Source organism: Acinetobacter sp. V115_6 (assembly GCF_031799025.1).
GTDB classification, from domain to species: domain Bacteria; phylum Pseudomonadota; class Gammaproteobacteria; order Pseudomonadales; family Moraxellaceae; genus Acinetobacter; species Acinetobacter pittii.
The window spans coordinates 589,999-615,908 of record NZ_JAVQNO010000021.1 but is presented as its reverse complement, the minus strand read 5'-3'; the positions used below and the strand labels follow the sequence as shown (position 1 = coordinate 615,908).

25 protein-coding genes are annotated in these 25,910 nt (G+C 39.5%); 7 read left to right on the top strand and 18 right to left on the bottom strand.

Annotated elements, in window-relative coordinates; translation table 11 throughout:
• Position 1 precedes the first annotated feature (1 nt).
• From paaG to paaA, 7 genes are read right to left on the bottom strand one after another with little or no spacing between them, the layout of a single operon-like run.
• Complete coding sequence (gene paaG, locus RMA94_RS11335; protein ID WP_005132368.1) at positions 2-793, bottom strand: 2-(1,2-epoxy-1,2-dihydrophenyl)acetyl-CoA isomerase PaaG; 792 nt, start codon at positions 791-793, stop codon at positions 2-4.
• On the bottom strand, positions 793-1,566 hold the full coding sequence (locus RMA94_RS11330) for an enoyl-CoA hydratase-related protein (RefSeq protein WP_167563801.1): 774 nt from the start codon (positions 1,564-1,566) through the stop codon (positions 793-795). Before RMA94_RS11330 ends, paaG begins: the two co-directional genes overlap by 1 nt.
• An 8-nt stretch (positions 1,567-1,574) precedes the next feature.
• Positions 1,575-2,636, bottom strand: a complete 1,062-nt coding sequence (gene paaE, locus RMA94_RS11325) for a 1,2-phenylacetyl-CoA epoxidase subunit PaaE (protein WP_005070007.1) — start codon at positions 2,634-2,636, stop codon at positions 1,575-1,577.
• A gap of 23 nt (positions 2,637-2,659) precedes the next feature.
• A complete protein-coding gene (gene paaD, locus RMA94_RS11320) occupies positions 2,660-3,160 on the bottom strand; it encodes a 1,2-phenylacetyl-CoA epoxidase subunit PaaD (protein ID WP_001177938.1) in 501 nt (166 codons plus the stop codon).
• Between the two features lie 16 nt (positions 3,161-3,176).
• On the bottom strand, positions 3,177-3,932 hold the full coding sequence (gene paaC, locus RMA94_RS11315) for a 1,2-phenylacetyl-CoA epoxidase subunit PaaC (protein ID WP_167563802.1): 756 nt from the start codon (positions 3,930-3,932) through the stop codon (positions 3,177-3,179).
• 12 nt (positions 3,933-3,944) lie between these two features.
• On the bottom strand, positions 3,945-4,235 hold the full coding sequence (gene paaB / locus RMA94_RS11310) for a 1,2-phenylacetyl-CoA epoxidase subunit PaaB (protein WP_000389648.1): 291 nt from the start codon (positions 4,233-4,235) through the stop codon (positions 3,945-3,947).
• Positions 4,236-4,267: 32 nt separating this feature from the next.
• A complete protein-coding gene (gene paaA, locus RMA94_RS11305) occupies positions 4,268-5,206 on the bottom strand; it encodes a 1,2-phenylacetyl-CoA epoxidase subunit PaaA (protein WP_000431128.1) in 939 nt (312 codons plus the stop codon).
• A gap of 265 nt (positions 5,207-5,471) precedes the next feature.
• Here paaA and paaZ point away from each other — a divergent pair, with 265 nt between their 5' ends.
• Entirely contained in the window at positions 5,472-7,574 is a 2,103-nt protein-coding gene (paaZ, locus tag RMA94_RS11300) for a phenylacetic acid degradation bifunctional protein PaaZ (RefSeq protein WP_311082953.1), read from the top strand.
• Positions 7,575-7,617: 43 nt separating this feature from the next.
• Here the strand turns inward: paaZ and RMA94_RS11295 are convergent, their stop codons facing one another.
• A complete protein-coding gene (locus RMA94_RS11295; RefSeq protein WP_311082951.1) occupies positions 7,618-8,997 on the bottom strand; it encodes an L-serine ammonia-lyase in 1,380 nt (459 codons plus the stop codon).
• A 449-nt stretch (positions 8,998-9,446) separates the two neighbouring features.
• Between RMA94_RS11295 and RMA94_RS11290 the strand changes: the two genes are divergently transcribed.
• The 3 genes from RMA94_RS11290 (at position 9,447) to abaF (ending at position 14,202) form a co-directional block, all read left to right on the top strand.
• The gene (locus RMA94_RS11290) at positions 9,447-11,018 is read left to right on the top strand and encodes an APC family permease (RefSeq protein WP_311082949.1); all 1,572 of its coding nucleotides are present in this window, start codon (positions 9,447-9,449) and stop codon (positions 11,016-11,018) included.
• Positions 11,019-11,170: 152 nt separating this feature from the next.
• Positions 11,171-12,751, top strand: coding sequence for an aldehyde dehydrogenase (NADP(+)) (locus RMA94_RS11285; protein ID WP_130172857.1), 1,581 nt, complete (start codon positions 11,171-11,173; stop codon positions 12,749-12,751).
• A 161-nt stretch (positions 12,752-12,912) separates the two neighbouring features.
• Positions 12,913-14,202, top strand: coding sequence for a fosfomycin efflux MFS transporter AbaF (gene abaF / locus RMA94_RS11280; RefSeq protein ID WP_005304099.1), 1,290 nt, complete (start codon positions 12,913-12,915; stop codon positions 14,200-14,202).
• Positions 14,203-14,269: 67 nt separating this feature from the next.
• On the opposite strand, the gene RMA94_RS11275 is transcribed toward abaF, so the two are convergent.
• From RMA94_RS11275 to RMA94_RS11250, 6 genes are all read right to left on the bottom strand, one after another.
• Complete coding sequence (locus RMA94_RS11275; protein ID WP_311082946.1) at positions 14,270-15,022, bottom strand: AraC family transcriptional regulator; 753 nt, start codon at positions 15,020-15,022, stop codon at positions 14,270-14,272.
• 44 nt (positions 15,023-15,066) lie between these two features.
• Positions 15,067-16,329 carry an FAD/NAD(P)-binding oxidoreductase gene (locus tag RMA94_RS11270; protein ID WP_311082944.1) on the bottom strand — a complete coding sequence of 421 codons (1,263 nt, stop codon included), beginning with the start codon at positions 16,327-16,329 and terminating at the stop codon, positions 15,067-15,069.
• Entirely contained in the window at positions 16,329-16,559 is a 231-nt protein-coding gene (locus RMA94_RS11265) for a (2Fe-2S)-binding protein (protein ID WP_311082943.1), read from the bottom strand. Before RMA94_RS11265 ends, RMA94_RS11270 begins: the two co-directional genes overlap by 1 nt.
• Positions 16,560-17,663, bottom strand: a complete 1,104-nt coding sequence (locus tag RMA94_RS11260; RefSeq protein ID WP_311082941.1) for an FAD-dependent oxidoreductase — start codon at positions 17,661-17,663, stop codon at positions 16,560-16,562.
• Complete coding sequence (locus RMA94_RS11255) at positions 17,660-18,592, bottom strand: 4-hydroxyproline epimerase (protein WP_192833584.1); 933 nt, start codon at positions 18,590-18,592, stop codon at positions 17,660-17,662. Before RMA94_RS11255 ends, RMA94_RS11260 begins: the two co-directional genes overlap by 4 nt.
• A gap of 179 nt (positions 18,593-18,771) precedes the next feature.
• Positions 18,772-19,455 carry a GntR family transcriptional regulator gene (locus RMA94_RS11250; RefSeq protein ID WP_311082939.1) on the bottom strand — a complete coding sequence of 228 codons (684 nt, stop codon included), beginning with the start codon at positions 19,453-19,455 and terminating at the stop codon, positions 18,772-18,774.
• A gap of 421 nt (positions 19,456-19,876) precedes the next feature.
• Between RMA94_RS11250 and RMA94_RS11245 the strand changes: the two genes are divergently transcribed.
• Positions 19,877-20,782 carry a DMT family transporter gene (locus tag RMA94_RS11245; RefSeq protein WP_013198269.1) on the top strand — a complete coding sequence of 302 codons (906 nt, stop codon included), beginning with the start codon at positions 19,877-19,879 and terminating at the stop codon, positions 20,780-20,782.
• A gap of 56 nt (positions 20,783-20,838) precedes the next feature.
• Here RMA94_RS11245 and RMA94_RS11240 read toward each other — a convergent pair whose 3' ends face one another.
• Positions 20,839-21,774 carry a dihydrodipicolinate synthase family protein gene (locus tag RMA94_RS11240; protein ID WP_013198270.1) on the bottom strand — a complete coding sequence of 312 codons (936 nt, stop codon included), beginning with the start codon at positions 21,772-21,774 and terminating at the stop codon, positions 20,839-20,841.
• Between the two features lie 542 nt (positions 21,775-22,316).
• Between RMA94_RS11240 and RMA94_RS11235 the strand changes: the two genes are divergently transcribed.
• Entirely contained in the window at positions 22,317-22,940 is a 624-nt protein-coding gene (locus RMA94_RS11235) for a hypothetical protein (protein ID WP_311082938.1), read from the top strand.
• Positions 22,941-23,015: 75 nt separating this feature from the next.
• Here the strand turns inward: RMA94_RS11235 and RMA94_RS11230 are convergent, their stop codons facing one another.
• The 3 genes from RMA94_RS11230 to RMA94_RS11220 form a co-directional block, all read right to left on the bottom strand.
• Positions 23,016-23,450 carry an I78 family peptidase inhibitor gene (locus RMA94_RS11230; RefSeq protein WP_013198272.1) on the bottom strand — a complete coding sequence of 145 codons (435 nt, stop codon included), beginning with the start codon at positions 23,448-23,450 and terminating at the stop codon, positions 23,016-23,018.
• A gap of 158 nt (positions 23,451-23,608) precedes the next feature.
• On the bottom strand, positions 23,609-24,076 hold the full coding sequence (gene soxR / locus RMA94_RS11225) for a redox-sensitive transcriptional activator SoxR (RefSeq protein ID WP_081399172.1): 468 nt from the start codon (positions 24,074-24,076) through the stop codon (positions 23,609-23,611).
• Positions 24,077-24,274: 198 nt separating this feature from the next.
• Positions 24,275-24,568 (bottom strand): hypothetical protein, encoded by a 294-nt coding sequence (locus RMA94_RS11220; protein WP_005304072.1) that lies wholly within the window; start codon positions 24,566-24,568, stop codon positions 24,275-24,277.
• Positions 24,569-25,006: 438 nt separating this feature from the next.
• Here RMA94_RS11220 and RMA94_RS11215 point away from each other — a divergent pair, with 438 nt between their 5' ends.
• Positions 25,007-25,666, top strand: coding sequence for an epoxyqueuosine reductase QueH (locus RMA94_RS11215; RefSeq protein WP_198307629.1), 660 nt, complete (start codon positions 25,007-25,009; stop codon positions 25,664-25,666).
• Positions 25,667-25,910 lie beyond the last annotated feature (244 nt).

The following is a 25,910-nucleotide window of genomic DNA, read 5'->3' as shown; positions in this document are numbered from 1 at the left end:
CTTAGCGCCCTTTAAAATTTGGTTCACGTTTATTCATAAAGGCTTGTACCCCTTCACGATAATCTTCGGAACGACCCGCAATACGTTGTAAATCTCGCTCTAACAGCATTTGCTCATCAAAGGTGTTATTGCTTGATTGATGAATGGCTTTTTTAATGAGAGATAAGCCAAAAGTAGGTTGTTTCGCTAAACGTTCAGCGAGTTCAGTCACTTTTGTTTTAAGCTCGGTGTCTTCAACAACATCCCAAATCATGCCCCATTCTTTTGCGGTTTCTGCTGGGAGCTTGTCACCTAACAAAGCCAATCCCATCGCACGCGCATGACCTACAGCACGTGGTAAAAACCATGTACCCGCAGAGTCTGGAACCAAACCTAAGCGGCAAAATGCTTGTACGAAGTTTGCCGATTTAGCTGCAATCACCAAGTCACAAGCCAGTGCAATATTTGCCCCTGCACCTGCTGCTACACCATTTACGGCGCAAATGACAGGCTTTGGCATATTTACAATCGTTTTAATGAGTGGGTTATAGTAAGTTTCAATGGAATATCCTAAATCTGGAGCTTCAGCATTTGGGTCTACTACACGATCACCTAAATCTTGCCCTGCACAGAAGCCGCGGCCTTCACCACTAATCACAACACAGCGAACATCGGGATTTTTGGTCCACAGGTTTAAAACCTCAGCCACTTCACGGTGCATATCAACGTTAAAGCTATTCAGTGCTTTTGGGCGGTTAAATGTCAGGTAGCCAACACCATTTTTTTCTTCAGCAATAATATTTTGATAGTCCATCACTCACCTCTAAACACTGGCTTTCTTTTCTCAAAGAAAGCATTAATCCCTTCGTTTCGATCTTTTGTAGCCGCCAGCCAGACAAAGTTTTGACGTTCAAACTTGAGTCCCTGACTTAAAGTCGTTTCATGAATACTTTTAATTGATTGTTTAATCACGCGAATCGCTAAAGGCGCTTGTTTGGCAATTTTAGCTGCAAGTTGAACCGCATATTCAACGGTTAATTCGGTCGGAACCACTTGACTGCAAATGCCATGTTGTTCTGCCTGTTTTGCCGAAATCATCTCACCTGTCATCGCCCAACGCATGGTGAGTTGCTGTCCAACCAAGCGCGCTAAACGCTGTGTTCCGCCTGCACCCGGCAACATCCCAAGGCCAATTTCAGGTAAAGCAAAACGGGCATTTTCACCGCAAATCACCATATCTGCATGCAAAACCAACTCAAACCCAGCGCCTAAGGCATAGCCATTGACTGCGCTAATCAGTGGCTTACTAAACGCATCAATTTTTTGCCAAAGCTTCGGGCGAATATCGAGTTGCAAAGACACGGCGTCCATTGCTGCCAACTCGCTAAGATCAGCCCCAGCCGCAAAACATTGAGCATTACCCGTTAAAACCACCGCTTTGACTTGAGCATTATGTTCAGCTTCTTCGAGCAACTCGCATAAACACTGCAATGTCGCATTGTTTAAAGCATTTCTTTTTTCTGGACGGTTTAGGGTTAATAACAAAACACCGTCAGCAGCTGTACTGGCTTTGATCAACTCTTGCATGGCGGCCTCTATTCATCAAAACTCAAACGAACATTTGAGCCTTTTGGTAAGGTCTGGCAGCTCAGCACATAGCCCTTTTCAACTTCATCTTCTTCAAGACTATAGTTAAGGAACATGTCGACTTCGCCAGAAAGTACCTTACAACGACAGGTCGCACACACCCCACCTTTACATGCATACGGTAAGTCGGCACCCGCACGCAAAGCCGCATCAAGAATACTTTCATCATCTTGAGCCACAGAAACAATCAGTTCACGGCCATCTAAAATGATGTTTACTTTTTCTTCTTTACGGTTTGCATCCGCTTCAACACTACGTTTACGCGCTTGTCCTGTATGGAAACGTTCAGTGTGAATGCGCTCTTTGGCAATACCAAAGTTCGGCAAAGTGCTCTCTACGGCATTCATCATTTCGTCTGGGCCGCAGGCAAAAACATGGTCAAAGTTTGTTTCAAGCACTTCAAAATCAAAAAGTTGCTTAAGCTTTTCTGCATCAATACGACCGTTCATGAGTTCGCTATCGTTGAATTCACGAGAAAAGATATTGATGAGTTGAAATCGTTCTTTAAACTGATCTTTCAAATCCATAATTTGCTCGGCAAACATGGTTTGTTTCCAAGAGCGATTGCCATAGAGCAAGGTAAATTTAGCTTCAGGTTGTTCAAACAACACCTGCTTAACTATCGATAAAATCGGCGTGATACCACTGCCCGCAGCAACACCTAAATAGTTTTGTCCGCCCATCTTGGCTGCTTTTTGAAAAAACACCCCTTGTGGTGGCATCACTTCAAGCACATCGCCCACTTTTAAATGGTCATTTGCCCAGTTTGAAAATTGACCCTGATCAATTTTTTTAACCGCAATGCTGATGTCTTCTTTGCCTGCATAACTACAAATTGAATAACAACGGCGGATTTCACCAGCTTCGGTTAAATGGCGAATGGTTAAGTGTTGACCCGGTTGAAATTGAAATTGTTCTTGTTGTTCAGGTACAACGTCAAATGCAATACAAATTGCCTGATCGGTTTGCGGTGTAATACTTTTTACTTTTAATGGTACAAATTGGCTCATGGCTGATTTCCTTATCTAAAGACTTAAATACATTTGAAGTAATCAAAAGGCTCAAGACAGTCCTGACATTTATAAAGTGCTTTACAGGCGGTGGAACTAAACTCTGTTAACAGTCGGGTATGTCGGCTTTTACAACGTGGGCACTCGACACCATCATTTAAATGAACGTGAGTTCCACACTGATGCGCCAACCCTTCAGGTGGTGCAATGCCATAAACTTGCAGTTTCTTTTTCCCTGCTTCAGACATCCAGTCCGTGGTCCATGCTTCTGATAAATCGACCATGACTTTGACTGGTGTCAAAGCTTCTGCGGTAAATGCCTCAACAATTTGTGCTTTGAGCATATCTGTTGCTGGGCATCCGCTATATGTCGGAGTTAGACGAACAATAATTTCTTGTTGATCGTTAATCTCTACACCGCGAATCATCCCCAAATCGACAACAGATAAAACCGGAATTTCAGGATCACTGACCGTTTGTAGAACATCCCAACATTGGTCGATGCAATGACGAATCATTTGCATGGCTCACCTCCTTGTCTTACCAGGTCATTCCCGGATAAGTTCTTTGAATACATTGCATTTCAGCCAACAAATAACCCAAATGCTCGGTATGCAATCCTTGTTTTGCACCACGGCGATAAGCACCGTTCACAGCAACATTTAATTCAAAACGCTTAAGCTCATCTGCAATGGTTTGGTTCCATTGTTCTTTTTCATTTGAAAAATCTGGAATCACACCTTCTGCAACTAGTGCTTTTTCGTTTGCACTCAGTTCAAATAACTCAGCGGTAAAGCGCCATAAATTATTTAAACCGTCTTGCACACGTTGATGCGCTTCATCTGTACTTAAACTTAAACGTTCCATCCAGCTTGTTGAAAAGCGGATGTGATACTTCACTTCTTTTAAAGATTTGACAGCAAGCGCACTTAATTCAGGAAGTGAGCTTTGCGTTAAAGCAGTAAATAAATGAAGATGGTAATGGTCCATCAACCACTGGCGTACGATCGTTTGTGCAAAGTCACCATTCGGTTGTTCGCACAACAATAGGTTTAAAAATTCACGTTCTGTACGGAAATACGCAAGCTGGTCTTCATCACGCTTAGCTTCATCGTATTGACCAGCCAATGTCAGAAAGTTTCTTGCTTGACCTAACAAGTCCAAACCGATATTTGCTAAGGCAATATCAATTTCTAGCTCAGGTGCATGCCCGCACCATTCAGCCAAACGCTGAGATAAAACCAGTTGACTGTCGCCAATATGTAATAAGAATTTAGATAAAACTGAATGATTCATTTGCCATTCCCCTTACATGTGCTCAATGCCATCTGGGATATGGTAAAAAGTCGGATGACGATAAACCTTGTCTAAAGAAGGATCGAAAAATTCAGCTTTTTCATCTGGCTGTGATGACTTAATCAGTTCTGAACGAACTACCCAAATGCTAATTCCTTCATTACGACGCGTGTAAACATCACGAGCATGTTGCAGTGCAATTTCATCATCAGGTGCTCTTAAGCTGCCTACATGACGGTGGCTTAAGCCTTGTTTACTACGTACAAATACTTCGTAGAGCGACCAGTTGTTTTTATCTTCCATTTTGATTTCCTCAAATTTTTCCATAAATCTTGTTAAGCCACTTTGTTCGCTTCAAGCTGCTGTTTTTTCGCGTAGACTACTGCTGCATCACGAACCCATTTGCCGTTTTCCCATGCTTTACGGCGTGCTTCGATACGCTCGTGATTACATGGTCCACGTCCGGCAATCACTTCATTAAATTCGTGCCAGTCAATCTCGCCAAACTCATAGTGGCCTGTTTCTTCATTGAACTTTAAATCTGGGTCCGGTACTTCCAAGCCAAGTTGCAACACTTGCGGTACGGTGTTATCGACAAACTTTTGACGTAATTCATCGTTACTAAAACGTTTGATTTTCCATGCCATGCTTTGTGCGCTGTTTGGAGAATGCTCATCACTTGGGCCAAACATCATCAGTGCTGGCCACCAGAAACGATTCACTGCATCTTGTGCCATCTGTTTTTGTTCTGGTGTACCGTTTGCCAAAGCCATCATGGCTTCAAAACCTTGACGTTGGTGGAAACTTTCTTCTTTACAAATACGTACCATCGCACGTGCATATGGCCCATATGAAGTACGGCAAAGCGCAACTTGGTTCACAATGGCTGCCCCATCGACAAGCCAACCAATTGCAGCGACATCTGCCCAAGTCAAAGTTGGATAGTTAAAGATTGATGAGTATTTCATTTTCCCATTAATCAACTTTTCCATCATGTCATCACGGTCAGCACCTAAGGTTTCTGCCGCGCTATACAGATATAAACCATGACCCGCTTCATCTTGTACTTTCGCGAGTAAAACTGCTTTACGTTTTAAAGTTGGCGCACGTGTAATCCAGTTTCCTTCAGGCAACATACCTACAATTTCAGAATGGCCATGTTGCCCGATTTGACGAATCAATGTTTTGCGGTAGGCATCGGGCATTTGATCCTTAGCCTCGATCGTAATTTCATTGGCAATATTTTGTTCAAATTTCTGGTAATTGTTTTCCATTCTTTCATTCCCTGTAGGCATCACCTTTAAATCTATTTTTCGATACACTAAAAACAAAGTCAATCACTTTTTTAGTATCAAATTAAATCCAACAAATAAATAAGAATTAAATATTTGAAATTAATAAATATTAATTAAAAATAAAAAATCTTTTTACGTTTTCAAATCAAAATAAAGTTGACTTTTAGACAAATTAATCTGAAATTATGAATCATATTTTTGCAATTTTTATAATTGATGTATCAAATAAAAAAGGAGTTTGGTCATGCTTGAACAAGCACACCTAGAAGGAACCTCAACTGACACAGATTTTCAGCAGTCTGAGCATCAACTGCCTCATCTTGCTTCTTATGTCTATGGAACATGGCATTCGACGAGTGAAGAACTGCGCCCTGTTTATCATGCTATTACAGGTGAATCGATTTATGCCGTAAGTAGTCATGGCATAGATATGAAACGTGTTGTTCAATATGCCAAACAAAATGGTTCAGAACTGTCTAACTGGACGTTTCATCAACGCGCTAATGCTTTAAAACAAATTGCCCAATATTTACTTGAACGTAAGGAAGAGTTTTACAAACTTGCGTATGCAACAGGCGCAACTCGTAAAGATGCGTGGATTGATATTGAAGGCGGTATCCAGACATTATTTGCTTATTCAAGTCTGGTTCGTCGTGAACTCAATGACGAAAAAATTATTACTGAAGACAGCTGGATTCAATTATCTAAAAATGGAACTTTCGGTGCTAAGCACATTTTAAGTCCTAAAGCAGGTGTTGCCGTTCACATTAATGCTTTTAACTTTCCAATTTGGGGAATGCTTGAAAAGATTGCACCAACTTTACTTGCAGGTGTGCCATGTATTGTTAAACCTGCAACCGATGGGGCCCAATTAACTCAAGCGGTTGTAAAAGCGATTGAAGAGGCACATGTATTACCAAAAGGCTCGCTACAACTCATTTGCGGTCAGACTTATGACTTGTTCGACCACTTAGGCCCTCAAGACTGCGTGACTTTTACAGGTTCTGCTTATACAGGTCAAAAACTGCGTAATCACCCTCACCTCAATAAATATTCGATTCCATTTAGCATGGAAGCCGACTCGGTAAACAGCGCAATTTTAAGCCCTGAGGCAAATGAAGAAACTGTCGATTTATTTGTGCGTGAAGTCTTCCGTGAAATGACCACCAAAGCAGGTCAAAAATGTACTGCAATTCGTCGTGCTTTCGTTCCTGAAAATTTGTTAGCAACTGTGCAAGAAAAGCTAACTGCCAAACTTGCTAAAGTTGTGGTGGGTGATCCTCAAAAAGAAGAAACCACCATGGGTGCTTTAGCGAGCATTAAACAAAAACATGACGTTGCAGAAAAAGTTGCCGAACTCAGCAAAGACGCAAAAATTGTTTTTGGTGGCAATGATAGCTTTACATTTAATGCAGACCATCCTGAAAAAGGTGCTTTTTTCGCTCCAACTTTATTGGTGTGCGAACAGCCTTTACAAGCGACGAATGTTCATACCACGGAAGCTTTCGGTCCGGTATGTACACTCATGCCATATCAAAACATTGAAGAACTAGCTGACCTTGTTTCACGTGGTGAAGGTAGCCTAGTGGCTTCTGTCGTTAAAAATAACGATGAGAATATTGAGCAGATTATTCAAAAAATTGCGCCTTGGCATGGTCGTGTGCATGTACTCGATGCAGAGTCAGCAAAAGAAAGTACAGGACATGGTTCACCACTTCCACATTTAGTACACGGCGGCCCTGGTCGTGCAGGTGGCGGTGAAGAGCTAGGTGGTATTCGCGCGGTTAAACACTACATGCAACGCACTGCAATTCAAGGCTCTCCAAATAGTCTGACGCAAATTACCCACTCATGGACTGCTGGCTCAAAAGTTAATGAAGACCGTGTACATCCATTTAAAAAGTCTTTTGATGAGTTAGTGATTGGTGAACGTTTATTAACGGCGCGTCGTACAGTCACCGAAGCAGATATTGTCAATTTCGCGTGTTTAAGCGGTGACTATTTCTATGCGCATACCGACAAAATCGCCGCGGCCGAGTCTTTCTTTGGAGAGCGTGTGGCACACGGTTACTTTATTGTGTCTGCCGCAGCAGGTCTATTTGTAGATGCAGCACAAGGTCCTGTGATTGCCAATTATGGTATGGACAACTTACGCTTTGTTGAACCGGTTAAAATCGGTGACTCCATTCAGGTTGAACTGACCTGTAAGCAAAAAACACCTAAACCACAAAAAGACCCATCTCAGCCTGCGCATGGCGTTGTGGTATGGGATATTAAAGTCAAAAACCAACGTGGTGAACTTGTCGCAACTTACGACATTTTAACTTTAGTTGCTCGCGAGGCTTAATGTTTAAATTGAGATGGGGTCACCTCGTCCCCATCTCATTTTTTTAGCACTCAATGGCGTTAACAGCGAGACCACCTTTTGAAGTCTCTTTATATTTCTCAGACATATCTTTGCCTGTTTCTTTCATGGTCTGAATCACTTTATCTAGGGTGACAAAGTGTTCATCGTCATCATGAAGTGCCATTTGGGCTGCGTTAATGGCTTTTACAGCGGCAATTGCATTTCGTTCAATACAAGGCACCTGAACCAAACCACCAATCGGGTCACACGTTAACCCTAAATTATGTTCAAGCCCAATTTCAGCTGCATGTTCCACCTGTTCAGGCGATGCTCCTAAAATCTCGGCTAAACCTGCCGAAGCCATCGCACATGCCGAGCCGACTTCTCCCTGACATCCTACTTCTGCACCAGAAATAGAAGCATTGAGTTTACATAAAATGCCAACGGCTGCCGCACTTAGAAAAAAGCGAACCACTTTATCTTCGGAAAAGTCTTTAGAAAAAGTCACGTAGTAATATAAAACCGCCGGAATAATTCCTGCGGCCCCATTTGTAGGTGCCGTCACTACTCGACCGCCAGCAGCATTTTCTTCATTTACCGCTAAGGCAAATAAATTGACCCATTCCATCGCATGAAAAGTCGTCACAATCAGGTTTGAGTTTTTCTTATTTAATAACTTATCGTGAATTTTTTTAGCTCGACGTTTTACGTTTAAACCGCCCGGTAATATGCCTTCATTAATTAATCCGTTATGAATACATTGCTGCATCACTTTCCAGATTTCCATAATCTTGCTGCGAATCTCAGTTTCACTACGCCAGCTTTTTTCATTTTCAAGCATTAACTCACTTATTGATAAATGATGAGTCTTACATAAGCTTAAAAGTTCAGCCGCACTGTGAAACGGATATGGAACCTTAACGTCGTTAGTTTCAGTTTGAGTTGTTGCTAATTGCCTTTGGCTAACAATAAAACCGCCACCCACCGAATAGTAAGTTTCTGCATATAAAATTTCTTTAGCCTCGTTATACGCAATCAGTTCCATTGCATTGGGGTGATAAGGCAAAGATTCATCTAAAAAAAGCACATCATGCTTATAGTCAAAAGAAATAGTCTTTTGTTGATTAAGCTGGATTGCCTTATTTTCAAGAACATCTTCAATCAAGCTTGTACTTACTTGAGTATCAATATGTTCAGGGTCAAAGCCCATTAAACCTAACAGAACAGCCTTGTCCGTCGCATGACCGACACCGGTTGCCGACAGCGAACCGTATAACTTCACCTGAACTCTAGCTGTTGCTTGTAAATCGCTTTGCTTCAATAAATCATCCACAAAACTGTATGCCGCACGCATTGGTCCAACTGTATGGGAGCTAGATGGGCCGATACCTATTTTAAAAAGATCAAATACACTAATAAACACGTGGTCCTACCTTCGATTCATTATTATTCGTATGTTCGTCATTATTGTGTCCTTTCGGATAACTCTAAAATTATCATTAAGCTATCTATAAAGCACTGAAAATAAATGGTTCATCGCCTATAAACAACACAATCAATTACTAATACAGTCTTTTCAAAAAATGGAATTTTCCATTAATTTAAATGGTAAATGACTCAACCAATATTGAAGAATTGTTCTTTTGAGCAAATAAAATCACAGACCTTGGCCAATTTTTATAAAAAAAAATTTGGTTTTAAAGTTATTTACTTGAAATTTAAACCATTTAAAATTAATTAAAAACAAATATTTACATAACATTTAAATCATCCATTGCTAATAAATAGAATAAAAAATCCCCTATTTACCAACAACCATATATCGTATACGATATATGAAAGAACAATAGTTCTGTCGTTAAGGAAAACGTAATGACAAGTCAGTTTAAAAAACAGTTATCTCTAATGGATCTTACATTCATTGGCTTAGGCGCCATTTTCGGTTCAGGATGGTTATTTTCAGCAAGTCACGTGGCCTCTCAAGCCGGCCCTGCGGGTATATTGTCATGGATTATTGGGGGCTTTGCCGTTTTAATTCTGGGAATTATTTATTGTGAGTTAGGCGCAGCCTTACCCCGAGCAGGCGGTATTATCCGTTATCCCGTATTTTCACATGGCCCATTACAAGGATACTTACTGGGTTCTGTGACCGTCATTGCCTTTTCAAGTTTAATTGCAATTGAAGTCGTCGCTGCCCGCGAATATGCAGCAGCATGGTTCCCTTCTCTTACCGCCGTAAATGATGGTGTCCGATCTCCAACTACCATTGGATGGTTGTTTCAGTTTGCACTTTTATGCGTATTTTTTGCTTTGAATTATTACAGCGTAAAAACCTTTGCAATTGCCAACAACCTCATTAGTGCATTGAAGTTTGCGGTTCCAGTTTTAGTGATGGTTGCACTTCTCTATCACTTTAAACCGGCAAACTTTTCAATGACCGAGTTTGCCCCAATGGGTGCTCACGGCGTACAAGGTGCCGTCTCTGCTGGCGGTATTATTTTTGCGTACTTAGGTTTAACGCCAATTATTTCAGTCGCAAGTGAAGTAAAGCGTCCTCAATTTACCATTCCTTTTGCACTCATCTTATCTGTCGTTTTAGCAACGATTATTTATGTCGTGCTGCAAGTTGCTTTCTTGGGTGCTGTACCTACCGATATGTTAGCAAATGGTTGGTCAGGACTCAGTGACAAGTTCCCATTACCTTACCGCGACATTGCCATGTTATTAGGGTGGGGATGGTTAGCACTGTTAGTTGTTTCAGATGCTATTATCTCTCCGTCTGGCTGCGGCAATATCTATATGGCTGCAACTCCACGTGTAATTTACGCATGGTCGAACAGTAATACGTTCTTCCGTATTTTTACTCGTGTAGATCCAAAATCTGGCATTCCACGTTATGCATTATGGTTAACGTTTGCACTTTCAGTATTTTGGACTATGCCGTTTCCATCTTGGGATAAATTAATTTCTGTCGTTTCGGCAGCGTTAGTTTTAAGTTATGCCCTAGCTCCTGTCACGGTGGGTGCCTTACGTCGTAATGCTCCTGAGCTTGAACGTCCATTCTATGTAAAAGGCTTTACTGTTCTTGGCCCACTTGCCTTCGTGATTGCTTCTTTTATTGTGTATTGGTCTGGCTGGAATGTCATTTCATGGTTATTAGGCGCACAAATCGTGTTGTTTGCACTCTATGTCATTTTCAAACGCTATGTGCCAACCCAAGAAGTCAGCCTTGCCCAACAGTTAAAGTCATCAGCGTGGCTCCTTGTTTACTACATTTTAATGATTCTTGCCTCTTACCTTGGCAGCTTCGGTGACGGTGCAACACACCTATTAGCAGCGCCTTTCGACACATTATTCGTCATGGTGATTTCTCTTGGTTGCTACTACTGGGGTATACGCTCAGGTTTACCAAAAGCACTGATTAAAAATGACGATGAAGCTTAGTGATCGTTTGCTTAAACACATATAAGTTAAGGTTTTCTTTTGATTAATACCGTATACAAAATACAATATTCTCAAATGTAAAACCTTCGCTTTGATAACTCTCCAACGTCAGAAGAACCACTTTTGACGTTCACTCTCAAGTGAGGTTGATAATGTTAAATATTACTGGTCAAAATTTTATTGCAGGTCAACGTTCAAGTGCAGGCAGTAAGTTTGTATTAAGCTACGATGCTGCAACAGATGAAGCATTACCCTATCAGTTTGCTCAAGCAACTCCTGAAGAAATTGATCAGGCAGCTCAAGCAGCTGCATTGGCTTATCCGGCTTTTAGACAAACTACGCCAGAACAACGCGCTGTTTTTCTAGAAACAATTGCCAGTGAAATTGATGCGCTTGATGACCAGTTTATTGCAACAGTCTGTCAAGAAACTGCTTTGCCGGAAGCGCGTATTCGCGGTGAACGTGGGCGGACCACAGGTCAATTACGCCTATTTGCTCAAGTGTTACGCCGTGGTGACTATTTAGGTGCCCGTATTGATTTGGCTTTGCCTGAGCGCCAGCCACTTCCACGTCCAGATTTACGTCAATATAAAATCGGTGTTGGACCAGTTGCTGTATTTGGCGCGAGTAATTTCCCTCTTGCCTTTTCTACTGCTGGTGGCGATACCGCTTCAGCACTTGCGGCTGGATGTCCAGTTATTGTGAAGGCTCATAGCGGTCACATGGCAACCGCCGAATCCATTGCAAATGCGATTTGTAGTGCAATTGAGAAATGCGCTATGCCAAAAGGCATCTTTAGCATGATTTATGGTCAAGGTGTCGGTGAGCCACTGGTAAAACATCCAGCAATTAAAGCTGTTGGATTTACAGGTTCACTCAAAGGTGGTCGAGCTCTATGCGATTTAGCTGCTGCACGTCCTGAACCTATTCCTGTTTTTGCCGAAATGTCGAGCATTAACCCAATGATTTTATTACCCGAAGCTCTAAAAGTGCGTGGTGATAAAATTGCGACCGAACTTAGTGGTTCAGTGGTTTTAGGCTGCGGTCAGTTCTGTACCAATCCGGGTTTAATTATTGGAATTAAATCATCTGAATTTAGCCAATTTCTTGATCAGTTCAAAGCTGCAATGGCTCAGCAACCGCCACAAACTATGCTTAACAAAGGTACTTTAAGAAGCTATGAGCATGGTCTTAAAGAATTACTCGCACATAATAAAATTGAGCATTTAGCGGGTCAACCACAACAAGGCCACCAAGCCTATCCTCAGCTCTTTAAAGCTGATGTATCTCTTTTACTAGAACAGGATGAATTACTTCAAGAAGAAGTATTCGGCCCAACGACGATTGTGATTGAGGTTGAATCGGCAGAGCAACTTGCTCTAGCGTTAAACGGACTTCGTGGTCAGCTTACCGCATCATTAATTGCCGAGCTGCAAGATTTTGAGAACTTCTCTACCCTTATTCCATTACTTGAAGAAAAAGCAGGACGTTTACTTCTAAATGGTTATCCAACAGGCGTGGAAGTCTGTGATGCCATGGTTCACGGCGGGCCATATCCTGCAACTTCAGATGCACGTGGTACATCGGTAGGAACCTTGGCAATCGAGCGTTATTTACGTCCAGTATGCTACCAAAACTATCCAGATCACTTATTGCCACTCGCCCTTCAAAATGCCAATCCGCTTGGTATTGCGCGCTTAGTCAATGGTGAAATGAGTAAAGCTACTCTTTAATATTTTTAAAGGAGTTTATCCAAGTGATGAACTCCTTTTTATTTAGATCAAAACCTCACAAAGTAACCGCACATTATTCAAATAAAAAAGTGCAAAAAATGAATAGCAAGATGCTCAAACAAATCATTGCGTAACATATTTTTAAATAAGGATATTGGTATATGACGACAACACTAAAAAAGGTTGTAGCGGCCTCTATGGTCGGCTCCGTAGCTGAATGGTATGAATTTTTCCTTTATGGCACCGCTTCTGCCCTTGTCTTTGGCGAACTTTTCTTTCAACAAACGGGCAATGCTATAGATGGTATTTTGGCAGCATTTGCCCTCTATGCTGTTGGCTTTTTAGCAAGACCGATTGGTGGCCTCGTGTTTGGCCATTACGGCGATAAAATTGGTCGTAAGAAATTATTGCAAATTAGCCTGATTATTGTCGGTATCACTACTTTTTTAATGGGCTGTATTCCGACCTTTCATCAAATTGGCTATTGGGCGCCTACACTTTTGGTCATGCTACGTCTAATTCAAGGCTTTGCTTTTGGTGGTGAATGGGGTGGCGCAGTTATTTTGGTTTCAGAGCACAGTCCAGATGATCGCAGAGGTTATTGGGCAAGCTGGCCACAAACTGGTGTACCGCTCGGGAATTTAGTGGCAACACTGGTTTTATTATTACTTTCAAAAAACCTCTCACCCGAACAATTCCTAGATTGGGGATGGCGCTGTGCATTCTGGTTTTCGGCGGTCGTGGTACTAATTGGATTATGGATACGAAAAAATGTAGACGATGCCGAGGTGTTTAAAGAAGCACAGGCCAAACAACAGCTTCTTGAAAAGCAACAACTCGGGATTATTGAAGTTTTAAAATATCATAAGAAATCTGTTATTGCGGGTATCGGTGCCCGATTCGCAGAAAACATTTTGTATTATATGGTGGTTACTTTTTCGATCAGTTATTTAAAGTTGGTCGTCCATAAAGATACTTCGCAGATCTTACTGCTTATGTTCGGCGCTCACCTGATCCATTTCTTTATTATTCCTGTTATGGGGCATTTAAGCGATATATTTGGCCGTAAACCAATTTACCTTATTGGAGCTGTACTCACTGCATTTTGGGGCTTTGTCGGCTTTCCTTTAATGGATACAGGCAATAACTGGCTCATCATGTTAGCGATTGTGCTTGGTTTATTTATTGAGTCGATGACCTACTCGCCTTACTCTGCTTTAATGACTGAGTTATTTCCAACTCACATTCGCTATACGGCGCTTTCATTTTGTTATCAAGTCGCACCCATTATGGCAGGTTCACTCGCTCCATTAATTGCCTTAACCTTACTCAAAGAATTTAATAGTTCGGTTCCAATTTCTTTATATTTGGTTGCCGCAAGTCTGATCTCTATAGTCTCGATTTTGCTGGTGAAAGAAACCAAAGGCCGATCACTTGCTTTTAAAGATTAATCTTTAAAATATACATTATTTGCTTAACGATGATTTTGGGTTGTCCTATACAACCCATTTTTTTCATCTAAATATTTTTGGTAGAGGCACGATACAAAGTAGGCGACATGCCTGTATGCAACTTAAACTGACGACAAAAAGCACTATGGTCGGTATAACCACAGCGCAAACCAATTTGAGTAATCGGTAAATCTGTGGCCAATAATTCAGTGGCGACCTGAAGACGAATTTTGCTAATCATTTGCCGCGGCGTTAAATGGTATATTTTTTTACAATAGCGTTCGAGCTGAGCAACCGACACACCAGCAATTGTGGTCAAGTGTGCCAACGTAATCGTTTCGGCATAATTCTTTTTAATATATTCCTCAACCTGAACCATTTTATAAAAAGCAGGATGTGTATTTTCAGGCACATTTAAATCATTAGAAATACCCGCTATTCCTACTAACTTTCCATCCGCATCAAATAAAGGTTCTTTATAAGTCAAACACCAGCCCGACTGGTTCTTTGCATATAAATGCAGTTCTAATTGCTCTGTTAACTTTTTACCACGGCGAATGACTTGCAAGTCTTGAGATGTATATATTTTTCCAAGAGAGTGAGGAAAGACTTCTTCCGAGGTCTTTCCAAGTAACGCAGTTTTATCTTTTAGACCACAGCGATTTACCAATGTTTGATTGACAAATACATAGCGTGCTTCAGTATTTTTGATGAAAAATACCACCGAAGATAAAGCATCAAATAATGGTTCAATACTTTCCAGATTTTTTAAGAAATCTTCCAAAGTTGTGGTTAGTTTCGGAATTTGAACCAAAGTCATGAGCTAGAGCGGGCAAAGTAATAACTTGTCTACTCTAGAACATTTCATTTTTGATTTAAAGGAGAAGTAGACATCGCCATGAGGCTTTTTACACGGGTAGGAAGTAATGGCGGTCGAGAGTTAGGTAGCTGCCAATCAAATAGGCAGGCGGCGGCTGTTGCACAAGTGCTTCCCTGACATGCTCCCATTCCACAACGTGTATGTAGTTTTGCATCAATCCAACTACTACGCTCGGCAACCTTATCAAAAGTCACATCTTCACATCGACAAAAAATAGTTTCTGGGCGTGCAAGCGTTTTTAACTCAGCACGTAACTTGAAGCTTTTCTCAAGTAAATGTGCAAATAAACGATACCGTTGTCTGTGAGCAAATAATTGACTGGCTTTTTCATTTTGGCCTATAGCTGCATAACCTGCGATGCTACCTTCGACCATCGCCAGCTCACTTCCGCCAAAGCCTGTACACTCACCTGCTGCCCACACCTGTGGCTGTGATGTACGTTGATAGTCATCGACCGCAATCGCATTGTCCTTAATTTGACACCCCATTAACTGCCCTAATTGAGTATTCGGTACTAAACCAAACCCACAAGCGAGTCGATCACACTCAATTTCAACAATTCCTTTCGGCGTTTGTAGTCTTACTCGTTCAAGACGCTCCTGACCAATCGCTTCAATCACATAACTGTCAGGGTGATATAGACGATAAGGTAAAGATAACGCCTGTATTATTTTCGCAGGCCAGCGCCAAAGTTGTAGTGCAAATTTACGAACGGAAGATGAAGCTGCCTGTTCAGCAACATAGAGAACTTGAGCTTCTGCTTTTTTTGCTGTGTCCGCACTTGCTAGGAGTAATGGTCCGGAACCAGCAATCACAACACGTTCATTTTTTACAGGTGTACCTGCTTTAATTAAAGCTTGTAAACCACCTGCACCCGTTACTCCAGATAAGGTCCACCCGGGAAAAGGTAAAAATAGTTCTCTTGCACCCATACACAATATAAGCTGACGATAAGACAAATTTAGGCTGTCATGAGATCGCTCAACGAGCAATTGGCCTACAAAAGGTGCAGCGACAATCTTGGCACCAAACATAAATTCAATATTAGGATAAGCCTGGATTTGCTGATATTTCTGCTGCGCCATTTCAGGCACAGGAAAAATCGGTCCAACACGCCAGATTTGACCACCCGCCTGTGGGTTATTATCCAATATTAAAATTCGCCCACCACTCTCGGCGGCTGCAATAGCAGCTGATAACCCCGCAGGGCCTGCCCCTACAACCACCACTTCGTATTGTTTTTCCATTATTGTGTTTCCACCTTCATGTCTTGCTGGCACAGCGTCTGACAAGCAAGCACTCTGAGTCCATTAATATTGACACGGCATTCCTGACAAACTCCCATTCCACAAAATGGAGTACGTTTTTCACCATACACAGACAAACGGCTGTAAGACTTCGCTTGTGCTAAAGCAGCAGCAACACTCGTACCTTCAATCACAGAAACCGATTGGCCGTTAATAAAAAGCTGAATCATCTATGCAGCTCCTATAAAACGATGAGGTAAAAAAGGTTCAGGATCTATATCAAAAGTTAACCCACACACGTGTGAAGCAATAAGCTTTGCTGTCCCTGTTGCTGTGGTTACACCTAATCCTTCATGACCTACTGCTAAATAAACCGATTCAAACGCAGGATGTCGTCCAATTACTGGAATACCATCTGGAGTGGCTGCACGAAAACCAGTCCATGCCCGAATAATATTAAGATCAGCCAAAGCTGGAAAATAATCAGCAGCCTCTTTAAGCACCCGCGTAAACACTTCTGGCTCTACAGTCGGATCAACCGTATTGAACTGACGAGATGACCCTATAAATAGCTGACCTGTCGGTCTAGGTTGGATATTACAAGCGACCGAAATTCCACTTGTCGCTTGAGTGCTGGCTGCATAAGCCAAAGCCACTAACGTATGTTTTACATTTAATTCGGGATAACGATCGGTAATAGCCAAATGACCTTTTTTAGGTTCAATCGGTAACTCTGGAAAAAAATCTGTCGCATGAATGCCGTTAGCCAAAACAATATGTGCTGCTTCGAGCCATGTTCCATCACTTAACTGAACCCGATTTTCTTCAATATGAATAACTTTAGCTTGTTGAACCTGAGTCTTTTTCGGGAATTGTTTTAACAACCATTCAGCAGCACAGGGTGCATATAAAATGCCATCATCAAAAACTTCTAACCCACCGTAAAGACTATGCTTTAAGTGAGGTTCAAGCTGACGGATTTCTTCTGCATTTCGAAGTTGGCAACGGACACCTTGTGCCGTCAGACGTTGATATTTTTCTTCGGCAATCTGCATTTCTTCAGGGCTACTTGCCAGCCATAAAGTTGGCGTTTGGCGATAGGCACATTCTTCCGAAAGCTCGTGCCCTAATTCATGCCATAACTGAACTGACCAATGGCTAAGTTTTAATTCAGCTTCCAAGTCATCCATAATGACCAAATGCCCCATGCCCGCAGCTGTTGCACCACCGATACGAGCATCCAAAACTTGCACATTTAACCCTTGCCGAGCTAATTCATAAGCACATGCCGCACCTACAATGCCTGCCCCAATGACGATGGCATCGGTTCTCATAGCTGAATACCCCAAGCAAATGGGTCATTTTCATCCATAAATAAAGTTGCTTCGGCACTCATGTAAGCTTCACCACGAATGGTTGGAATAACATATTCCCCAGCTTGCTCATAAGAGGCAATAAACTGGCTACCGATAATACTGGCTTGTTTCCATAACTTTCCTGGCTCAAGTTTGCCATCCGCAGCTAAGCAAGCAATTTTTGCACTGGTTCCAGTTCCACATGGTGAACGGTCATAGGCCTTGCCTGGGCAAAGTACGAAATTTTTACTGTCCGCTTCGGCGTCACTTGCAAATAATTCAATATGATCAATTTCTTGTCCATCTTTACCAGTTATTCCTTGTGCCGTAAGCGCTTGTCTGACTGTCCACGCATAGTCAGTCAGTTGATCTAAATTATCACTTGCAACATGTTGACCATGGTCATTAATCAAGAAGAACCAGTTTCCGCCCCATGCAATATCACCAGTAACTTTTCCATACTTTTCAACATCAACTTCGACCGCTTTTTTATAACGATATGCTGGTACATTTCTCACGCTAACTGAATGATCTTCATGCAATGTCGCCTCAACATCACCTACTGGCGTTTCAATTAAATGCGTACCTACTTGTATTTTTCCCAAATGTGCTAACGAAGCCACTAAACCAATCGTGCCATGACCACACATGCCTAGGTAGCCCGTGTTATTAAAGAAGATAACGCCCGCGCTCGCTTTGGGATTCATTGGCTTACACAATAATGCGCCAACCAGAACATCATTACCGCGCGGCTCTAACATAGTTGCTCTACGGAAATGGTCATATTGTTCTGATAATATTTTTCGGCGGCTTTCCATATCTCCTGTGCCTAAATCAGGAAAACCTTCAAGCACTAATCGTGTTGGTTCACCACCAGTATGAGAGTCCAAAATTTTTACTGTTTTCATAGAAGTATCCTTACATTTTTTTCTAGGATGACTGATCTCAAAACAGCAAGCTTGATCGTTTTCTTATGAATCCATGACGAAATCAGCATAGTGAAAACTTGCTTCACCTAAACTAAAGACAAAAAAATTAGGCCAGTGGCCTAATTCAAATAACGCTGAAATGATTAAGAATGGAGCGCTTATTTTTTCACATTTTTATGGTGAGGTAGATGTTCATAAAGTGATTGGCAAACACCATTAATATGCTCTTCAATTAATTTAACCGCTAAATCAACATCTTTGGCTTTGCAGGCTTTCACGATTTCTTTGTGTTCATCATTTGCACGTGATTTGCCTTCTGAAACATTCATCTGCAATCTTAAATAGCGCTCAATTTTATCGTAAATAGAACGAATTAATCCGAGCATATAAGGCCGTTGTGCCGGTTCATAAATGCATGCATGTAACTGCCAATTGAGTGTGGTCCAGCTTCCAATATCCATGTTATCGATAAAGGCATTACAAATTTCATCTGCCTTTTTATAAGTTTCTTCCGTCATATTCGGCACGGCAAGCTGAATCAGCTTCGTTTCCAACATCACTCGGACTTCAAAAATCTGTGCCAACTCTTCTTCAGAGATGCGGGTCACAATTGCGCCACGATTTTTTATAAACTCAACTAAGCCTTCAGCTTCAAGTTGCTTTAAGGCTTCACGTACAGGAATTTTGCTGACATTAAAAAGTTTGGCAATTTCATCCTGACGAATCGGTTCGCCTTCAGCAATATGTCCTGCAATAATTGCTTCTCTAATATATTTGACAATAACTTCAGATACCGAAGGCATTGCACCAAGATTTGATACATTAAAAGATGGTAGCGTCACGAATATTCTCTTAACCTCAAAATATGACACAAATAAAAGGATGATAATTTTTATTCATCCGCCATAATGAAATCATTGCTTTTCAAGCATTATTTTCGGCACGGCTTACCTTTAATTCAATGCTGCTAAAACTCATTTTCTCTATTTATTAGAGCTAATAATTTTTAACTGCATTAATAGCTAAAGTATACTTTATACCATTTAATTCACAAAACTATTATTAGACTATGCTGAAATCGTCATCATTTTATTGTATCTAACCAAGCAAATCATAATAAATAGCAGCATACTACCCTGTTCTCTTGATGGGCAACTGTCAAAAAGATTCCTATCCATTTAGCTGAGTTATTGCCTGCAAGATAAATTTTTTATCTTGTAAAAATCATGCTGCATAAAACTTTTAAAGTTTGAGTCACTTCATATGAGTACGCCAACAGAAGCAAAATTTTCTCTGAATTATTATACGGGTTTCTTATCTGTACTATTTGCTGCTTTTCTATGGGGTACAGCAGGTACAGCGGCATCTTTTGCAAAAGGCATTAGTCCACTTGTAATTGCTACCATTTCTGTGGGCTTCGGTGGATTAATTCATACATTTTTAAGCTTAAAAGCCATTAAAAAAAATTACCAAAAACTATTTAACTATAAATCCCAAGTTTTTATTGCGGTCATTGTTTCAATTCTTTGTCCATTTGCATTTTATTCATCTGTCTCTTTGGCTGGTGTTTCTATTGGCACAGTAATTTCTATTGGTTGTGCGCCTTTGTTTTCAGTGCTTTTAGAATGGATTTTAGATAAACGAAAACTTTCTTTAAAATGGCTCATCAGTTTTATTCTCGGTTTTTTAGGAATTATTTTACTCTCTTATGCCGGTGATCATGCGCAGCATCAAATCGTACAATCTGATCGTATTTTAGGGGTATTTTTTGGCTTACTCTCTAGCCTGAGCTATGCAACATATTCTTGGATAATGAGAAACCTAATTCGCCAAGATGTCGACTCAAGAGCTGCCATGGGAGTGATTTTTGGTATCTCTGCAGTGCTGTTACTACCTACATTATTCATTACGGCACAAAACCTTTTTGTTTACCCAACTAACATTTGGGTTGCGATTTATATTCCGATTGTTCCTATGTTTTTAGGCTATTTATTTTTTAGCTTTGGTCTTAAACGAATTCCCGCAAGTCAAGCTATGACACTAGCTTTGGTGGAAATTCCAGTTGCAGCATTATTAGCAGTTGTTGTAGTGGGTGAAAGTTTAACAATGCATAGTTATTTAGGTTTAATTCTCATTTTCCTATGCGTTATTGTTCTGACCAAAAAGTAATCCATAGAAATAAAAAAAGAGGCTGAATTGTTAGCCTCTTTTTTATGAATACTTACTTAGATTTCAGCTGACCAGTTACGGTACCACGTACGGAATAACTCATACTGAGTTTCAACATATTTACGTTGCGATTCGCTCAATGCATCAGTCTCATTAAAGTGTAAGGTATATTCTTTATCACCGTTAAGTACCATTAAGTATTTATAGTAAAGAACAAGATCCGTTCCTTCGTCAAAAGAAGATAAAACTTCTAATGCACTTGATAACTCTTGTGCTAAGCGACGGGCTTTTGCATCACCTGCTGCAGCTTTCTTACTAAGGTCAACCAACAGTAAAACTTCTTTAGGTAAAGCATTACCAATCCCTGTAATCGCACCGGTTGCATTACAATTGACGAAGCCATGGAAAACTTGAGTGTCTACACCAGCCATTAAGGTAACTGAATCATCTTGTGAAGTAATGAACTCAGCTGCGTAACGCATATCGGCAGCGCCACCAAACTCTTTAAAACCAATTAAGTTTGGAAACTCACGGCGTAATTCAAAAAATAAATCTGCACGAGTTGCAAATCCATAATATGGGCTATTGTAAATCACCGAAGGTAAGCTTGGAGCTGCTTTTAAAATGGCAGAAAAGTGAGCTTTTTGTGCAGCTGGTGATGCCCCGCGTGATAGTACACGTGGAATAACCATAAGCCCTTGTGCACCTACCTTTTCTGCATGAGCTGCATGAGAAACTGCTTCTTTTGAATTAACTGCACCAGTACCAACAATTGTTGGAATGCCAGCAGCAACAAGTCGTGCTACACCTTCTTGGCGTTGAGCTTCGGTTAGTAAAGGCCAATCACCCATAGAACCACAATACACTACCGCACTCATGCCAGCTTCAATCAGCTCATGCCCTTTTTTCACAAGCGCGTCAAAATCTGGCTCACGGTTAGGAGTACATGGAGTCATTAGCGCCGGGATACATCCTGTGAAGATATTACTCATAATTATTCCTCAGTAATACAAATAAAACTCTGGGTAGTCGTACTTTCGAGTTAATCCATCTCAAAAGTTATGGAATGGGATTAATAGCTGCTTAATCATTCTTCATATATCGTATACGATATACAACAAAAAGAATAGTCTTTCCCTTTAAATTCTTTAACTCAATAAAAATTCATATAAATCAAATATTAATTTCATTTACATAATTAAAGATAAGATTCATCCCATATTTTTTTAAAAAATTGAATCTAAAAAATTTATGGAATTTAAAAATTAGTGCTCAGAATAGAAATTAAATCTGAGTTTATAGGTGCTTAAGAAACGACCACGAAACATTAGCCATTAGTCGCACCTCCCTATTTTTATTCATTTTTGCTGGTAAAGTGCTTTACATGGTTTGATACAACCTACTTAACTCAGATGCATAATTCACCTGTTCTTGCATCTGATGTTTTTCTGCCTCTAGTCCGCTAGGGGCTTTTTTTATTATTGATTTAAATGCTGATATATTAAATTTCTAGACATAATTAAAGACAAGAAAAATGAATCGAATTTTCAAATTAAGTATTTTAAGTTTTCCGGTTTTATTGTTAAGTGGTTGTATTGGCTGTTATAACCCGACAGGCTGTAACCGTGATACTTCGCCTTATTTCTATACAACACAAATCACTCAAATCAAAGGCGTAACAGTTCCTGTTGGAACAAAACTAGTTTATAAATCTCAAAAGTCCAAACAGAAAGATGAGCAAACTGCCCCCCTTAAAGAAGAACATATAACAGGAATAAAGTTACCAAAAGATAGCGCTATGCTTTGGGGAGGAATGCCCACCAATCATCTCCTTCAATTTGCTAACTCTGAAATGCAAGGATTTACAGCCTACCGAGCACAAGAAGCTCCCGCTGTATATTCCAATCAATTTTTAAAACTCTGGAAAGAATGTGATAGTGATTTAGATATCTCGATCAAAAATAAAAATAACTGGAGCTTTAATCCCGCAAATATGAAAATTATTGGATGTGGAATTAACTATCAAGAAAGAGCTTCATACAACACCAACAATCCAAGCCAAGATAAAGTTGATATTTTTCTCATCAAAATTAATCAGGCTTTGCAACAACTGCCTCAACAAAAAGAGTATCCAGTCATTCATTATTCCCAAAATTAAAGTCATAAAAAAAGCCGGCATTTCAGCAGGCTTTTTTACTTCAAGATTTGGTTTAGCAAACTTTAATTAAACAAATTAACCACAAGTTGCCTGAGTAATTTTCTTAGAAGCAGGATCAATAGTAACTGTAACTCGGTTTGTACGATAATCCATTGTCATTGGTTGACCTGGAGCTACTGTGCGCACAATTTCTGATTTAGTTTTTTGTTTAATTTGATCATCAGTAAGACCAGATTGCCCCACTAATTTTTGAGCTTCTTCTGCTACACAGTTCGCTTGATTATCACGGAATAATTTCCATTCTTCAACAACTTGGCCATTTGGTAAATGACAATACCCCACCTGACCATTTGCTTCATTTCTAATTTCTAATTTCCCACCTTGTTCAACACAATATTGACTAGCTGGGTTTGGTGAACCAATTTTTGGTGGAGTTGAATCTTTATGTTGTACAGACGAACAAGCCGTTAACGAAACAAGCGCTAAGCCAAGAAAGATAGTTTTTTTCATAATTTTTTGCTTCTTACTAAAAAAACTAAAGATATCAAAAAAATTCATGTTTCATATGACTTGTTTACAATAAAAAACTCACTTGAATGTTCTAGAAAAATAAATTTAATTTATTGGAAATTAAGATATTCCCAATTAAAAGCCATTTTTGAACTATTCTATTCAGGTCTTTCTAAAATTCGGGCCCCTGATCCGTCTTGTCCTAAAATATCTTCAGGATTTCTTAATGGACATTGCTCTAATGATAAACAACCACAGCCAATGCACCAGTCCATTTCATCTCTTAATCGAGTTAATTTTTGAATTCGATCATCCAAATTTTCTCGCCAATGACTCGATAAATCTTTCCATTGCTTAGCTGTTAATTTGCTACCAATCGGATACTGACTCAAAGCTTCTTTAATCTCATTTAAAGGAATACCTACTCTTTGAGCAACTTTAATAATCGCAATATATCTTAAAATAATTAAGGGATAACGACGTTGATTACCATTCGTTCTTATACTTTTTATAAGGCCTTTTGCTTCATAAAAATGAAGGGTTGAAACAGGAACCCCGCTCCTTTTTGCAACTTCACCCACAGTCAAAACGCGACTAGGGTCAGCTTTTTTATTTTCACTCATCACAATTGACCTCAACTTTACTTGAGGTTTATAAGAGCACGTCTTTGTTTTGTCAAATAAATAACAGGAGTTTTGTTATATGTTATGAGCCACTTTTATCAAGCTATAGTTCTTATCGGTAAAAGCAAAAGACAAAAATGGATCTGATGATTAATCCAGTTCAATCTATAAAATAACTTGCCATCATTTAAATTTAAGAAATTAGTTTTGTAGAGTACAAGGACATCCACAAATCCAAAACATGTTGTAAACGAAAGGCATTGGGGCGCCTAATGGATAGACTTTAATTTGCTCGATCTTATAAGTTTTTTTACGTGATTCAATGTGAAGTATATTATCGTGACGTGCAATCACAATTCCCTTTTTATAGAATTTTTTCCTTTCATTCTTTGCATCAAATTTATATACCAAAAAGTAAACTTTTTCTCCTACGCTAATCTTTGAATGATTAACCATAATGTAACCGTTACAATACTTACATTGCCAATCTTTCATATCTCAAATTATCACACGCTTAAATTAAAAAAACACACTGAATTTTATAGTATAAATTTATTAAAGATATAAATCTAAAGAAATACTTTAATTGAAAAAATAAGGTTTATTTGTGACACAAATCACAATAAAAACTTAAAATTATATTCAGATACATCAATAACTTATAAAGAATATTTAAGGTTTATTATTTCTTAATATATAAAATCCACTAATATTTTATTTAATCATATAGTATATTTAACAACAACTTTAAGGTTAATTATAGAAATCACTTCAATATTTAGTAAAATATTTATTTCATTATATTTAACTTAATATTAAACATATTAACAGATAACATTAAGTTAATTTCACAGTAAAATTGAAAATAATTCATTTCACATTATATGAAAAATAAATATATAATGAATTGCATTACAATTTAATTTTTTTATTATGTCAACTCAACGTTTAAAATTAGAACTCCCATCTGGACATGATCAATTATTACTTCACTCTTGTTGCGCTCCTTGTTCAGGAGAAGTTATGGAAGCATTGATCGAATCAGAAATTAAATTTTCAATATTTTTTTATAATCCTAATATTCATCCTGTAAAAGAATATCTCATCCGTAAGGAAGAAAATATTCGTTTTGCAGAAAAGCATAATATTCCGTTTATTGATGCAGACTATGACACTGACAATTGGTTTGCTCGAGCAAAAGGTATGGAAGATGAACCCGAACGTGGTATTCGTTGCACCATGTGTTTCGATATGCGATTTGAACGAACTGCCCTTTACGCATATGAACACGGCTTTAGTCTCATCAGTAGTTCACTCGGAATTTCTCGCTGGAAAAATATGGCGCAAATCAATGACTGCGGAATTCGTGCTGCTGCGCACTATCCTGAAATTCAATACTGGGATTACAACTGGCGTAAAAACGGTGGCTCAAGCCGTATGATTGAAATCAGTAAACGAGAAGAGTTTTATCAACAAGAATATTGTGGCTGTGTATATTCTTTAAGAGATACTAATCGCTGGCGCATGGGTAATGGGCGTGATCGTATTAAACTGGGTGTTAAGTTTTATAGTAATGCCATGGAAGAAGATTAATTTTTATGTCTCTTTAAGAATTAATTAAGTTATTCGGAACTATATTTATTTTTGATAAAAAAACGGCCACATCTGGAGAATGTGGCCAAAAGGTGTACTAAATAAGCTTTGATGTAGTTAGATTAATTGTGCTAGCTTAAAATAATATTAATTAAAATTAATTTTTAAAAATTTTAATAATATCTCTATTTTCATATAACCAATTGATCATCATAGAAATTCGTATTTAAGCATTTAAAGAATG

Bases quoted from the DNA above. Each gene is read 5' to 3' on its own strand.
- paaE (WP_005070007.1), bottom strand. From the start codon at position 2,636: ATGAGCCAATTTGTACCATTAAAAGTAAAAAGTATTACACCGCAAACC.
- paaC (WP_167563802.1), bottom strand. From the start codon at position 3,932: ATGAATCATTCAGTTTTATCTAAATTCTTATTACATATTGGCGACAGT.
- abaF (WP_005304099.1), top strand. From the start codon at position 12,913: ATGACGACAACACTAAAAAAGGTTGTAGCGGCCTCTATGGTCGGCTCC.
- paaG (WP_005132368.1), bottom strand. From the start codon at position 793: ATGGACTATCAAAATATTATTGCTGAAGAAAAAAATGGTGTTGGCTAC.
- RMA94_RS11245 (WP_013198269.1), top strand. From the start codon at position 19,877: ATGAGTACGCCAACAGAAGCAAAATTTTCTCTGAATTATTATACGGGT.
- RMA94_RS11235 (WP_311082938.1), top strand. From the start codon at position 22,317: ATGAATCGAATTTTCAAATTAAGTATTTTAAGTTTTCCGGTTTTATTG.
- paaA (WP_000431128.1), bottom strand. From the start codon at position 5,206: ATGGAAAACAATTACCAGAAATTTGAACAAAATATTGCCAATGAAATT.
- RMA94_RS11260 (WP_311082941.1), bottom strand. From the start codon at position 17,663: ATGAGAACCGATGCCATCGTCATTGGGGCAGGCATTGTAGGTGCGGCA.
- RMA94_RS11215 (WP_198307629.1), top strand. From the start codon at position 25,007: ATGTCAACTCAACGTTTAAAATTAGAACTCCCATCTGGACATGATCAA.
- RMA94_RS11290 (WP_311082949.1), top strand. From the start codon at position 9,447: ATGACAAGTCAGTTTAAAAAACAGTTATCTCTAATGGATCTTACATTC.
- RMA94_RS11270 (WP_311082944.1), bottom strand. From the start codon at position 16,329: ATGGAAAAACAATACGAAGTGGTGGTTGTAGGGGCAGGCCCTGCGGGG.
- RMA94_RS11275 (WP_311082946.1), bottom strand. From the start codon at position 15,022: ATGACTTTGGTTCAAATTCCGAAACTAACCACAACTTTGGAAGATTTC.
- RMA94_RS11240 (WP_013198270.1), bottom strand. From the start codon at position 21,774: ATGAGTAATATCTTCACAGGATGTATCCCGGCGCTAATGACTCCATGT.
- paaZ (WP_311082953.1), top strand. From the start codon at position 5,472: ATGCTTGAACAAGCACACCTAGAAGGAACCTCAACTGACACAGATTTT.
- paaD (WP_001177938.1), bottom strand. From the start codon at position 3,160: ATGCAAATGATTCGTCATTGCATCGACCAATGTTGGGATGTTCTACAA.
- RMA94_RS11265 (WP_311082943.1), bottom strand. From the start codon at position 16,559: ATGATTCAGCTTTTTATTAACGGCCAATCGGTTTCTGTGATTGAAGGT.
- paaB (WP_000389648.1), bottom strand. From the start codon at position 4,235: ATGGAAGATAAAAACAACTGGTCGCTCTACGAAGTATTTGTACGTAGT.
- RMA94_RS11285 (WP_130172857.1), top strand. From the start codon at position 11,171: ATGTTAAATATTACTGGTCAAAATTTTATTGCAGGTCAACGTTCAAGT.
- RMA94_RS11255 (WP_192833584.1), bottom strand. From the start codon at position 18,592: ATGAAAACAGTAAAAATTTTGGACTCTCATACTGGTGGTGAACCAACA.
- RMA94_RS11330 (WP_167563801.1), bottom strand. From the start codon at position 1,566: ATGCAAGAGTTGATCAAAGCCAGTACAGCTGCTGACGGTGTTTTGTTA.
- RMA94_RS11230 (WP_013198272.1), bottom strand. From the start codon at position 23,450: ATGAAAAAAACTATCTTTCTTGGCTTAGCGCTTGTTTCGTTAACGGCT.
- RMA94_RS11220 (WP_005304072.1), bottom strand. From the start codon at position 24,568: ATGAAAGATTGGCAATGTAAGTATTGTAACGGTTACATTATGGTTAAT.